The organism is Myxococcus vastator, assembly GCF_010894475.1.
GTDB classification, from domain to species: domain Bacteria; phylum Myxococcota; class Myxococcia; order Myxococcales; family Myxococcaceae; genus Myxococcus; species Myxococcus vastator.
Genome location: NZ_JAAIYB010000797.1, coordinates 1 through 1752 on the forward strand (window position 1 = coordinate 1; position 1752 = coordinate 1752).

1 protein-coding gene is annotated in these 1752 nt (G+C 73.1%); it reads left to right on the forward strand.

What is annotated here, in order from left to right; translation table 11 throughout:
• Positions 1-1752 (forward strand): penicillin-binding transpeptidase domain-containing protein (locus G4D87_RS37370; protein WP_240358928.1); only part of this gene is annotated, 1752 nt, incomplete at both ends.

Below are 1752 nucleotides of genomic sequence, written 5' to 3' on the forward strand. Positions count from 1 at the left end.
CCTTTGCCCGTCCCCGACCCCGCCGTCACCGGCCCGGTCGCCGAGGCCGAGGCCTATCTGCACGCCTGGGCCGCGGGAGATGTCGCCGCCATGCGGCGCGCCGCCGTCAACCCGCCCGCGTCCTTCGAGGTGATGCACCAGCAGTTCCGCGACGGGCTGCGCATCGTCTCCTCCCAGTTCGAGCTCGGGCCCTTCCAGCGCGATGGCGACGCCCGGGTGGCCACCTACCGCGCCGTGCATCTGCTGCGCGGGCTCGGAGAATGGGAGCTGGAGGGCGCGCTGCGCTTCGTCCGGCACCAAGGCCACTGGCGCGTCCAGTGGACTCCCTCCACGCTGCACCCAGAAGCCCGCGAGGGTGACCTGTTCTCCCGCACCCGCACCGCACCACAGCGGGCCGACATCCTCGACGCGCGGGGGACACCCCTCACCCTGCAAGGCGAGGTCATCACCATCGGCGTCGACCCCACCCGCGTCCGGAGCCGCTCGGACGTGGCTGCGGCGCTCCAGGCCCAGGTCGGCGTGAGCACCGCGCGGTTCGACGCAGCGATGAGCGCGGCGGGCACGGCGACGAGCCGCTTCGTGCCCATCATCGACCTCCCGCCCGAGCGCTACCAACAGGTGCGCCCGGCGCTGGCCCCCGTGCCCGGCATCTTCTTCCGCCGCAAGAGCATCCGTACCCCAGAGGACGGCTTCGCCGCCCACACCCTGGGCCGCATCGGCGAGGTGACGGCCGAGCTGCTTCCCCTGATGGGTCCCACCTATCTGCCCGGTGACCTCGTGGGCCTCTCCGGCCTGGAACGGGCCTACGAGGTCCAGCTCGCGGGCAGCCCCTCCGGCGACGTCCTGCTCATGCGCCCCTGGGGCAAGACGCAGGTCCTCTTCCACTTCGAGGGTGAGCCGGGCGCGCCCTTGTCCACCACGCTGCGCCACGAGGTCCAGGCCGCCGCGGAGGCCGCGCTCGACGGCGTGACACACCCCGCGGCCCTCGTCGCCGTGGACAGCGGCACAGGGGCCATCCTCGCCGTCGCCAGCCGGCCGCTCTCGCAGCCACTGCACCGTGCCCTCACCGGCCGCTATCCGCCCGGGTCCACGTTCAAGGTCGTCACCACGGAGGCGCTGCTCGCCCGAGGCATGCGGGTGGACTCTCCTGTCGCGTGCCCACCCATGACGATGGTGCGCACCAAGCCCTTCCGGAACTTCGAAGGGGAGTCCCTGGGCGACACCACGCTGCGACAGGTATTCGCCCACTCGTGCAACACCGCGTTCGTGACGCTGGCGACGGGGCTCGGCGGTGACGCGCTGGGCGCCGCGGCTCGCCGCTTCGGCTTCGATGTGCCCTACTTCCCCGGCCTGACTTCCGCCGGGGCCTCGTTCCCCGCGCCCACCGATGCCATTGAGCTGGCGGCCGCCGCCATCGGCCAGGGACGGGTGCTCGCGACGCCCCTGCACATGGCCTCGGTCGCCGCGGCGGCGGAGTCCGGCGAGTGGCGCGCGCCCTACCTCGTGGAGGGACTGGACGGCGGTCCGAGCAGCCCGCTCTCCGAAGGTGTCCGGACGCCTCTGTCCGCGCTGATGCGCGCCGTCGTGATGGAGGGCTCCGGGAAGGCCGGCAGGCAGGTTCCCGGGCTCGGCGGCAAGACAGGCACCGCCGAGTTCGGCACCGTGGCGCCCCTGCCCACGCACGCGTGGTTCATCGGGTTTCGAAAGGGCGTCGGCTTCGCCGTCCTGGTGGAAGGCGGCGGCGTGGGAGGG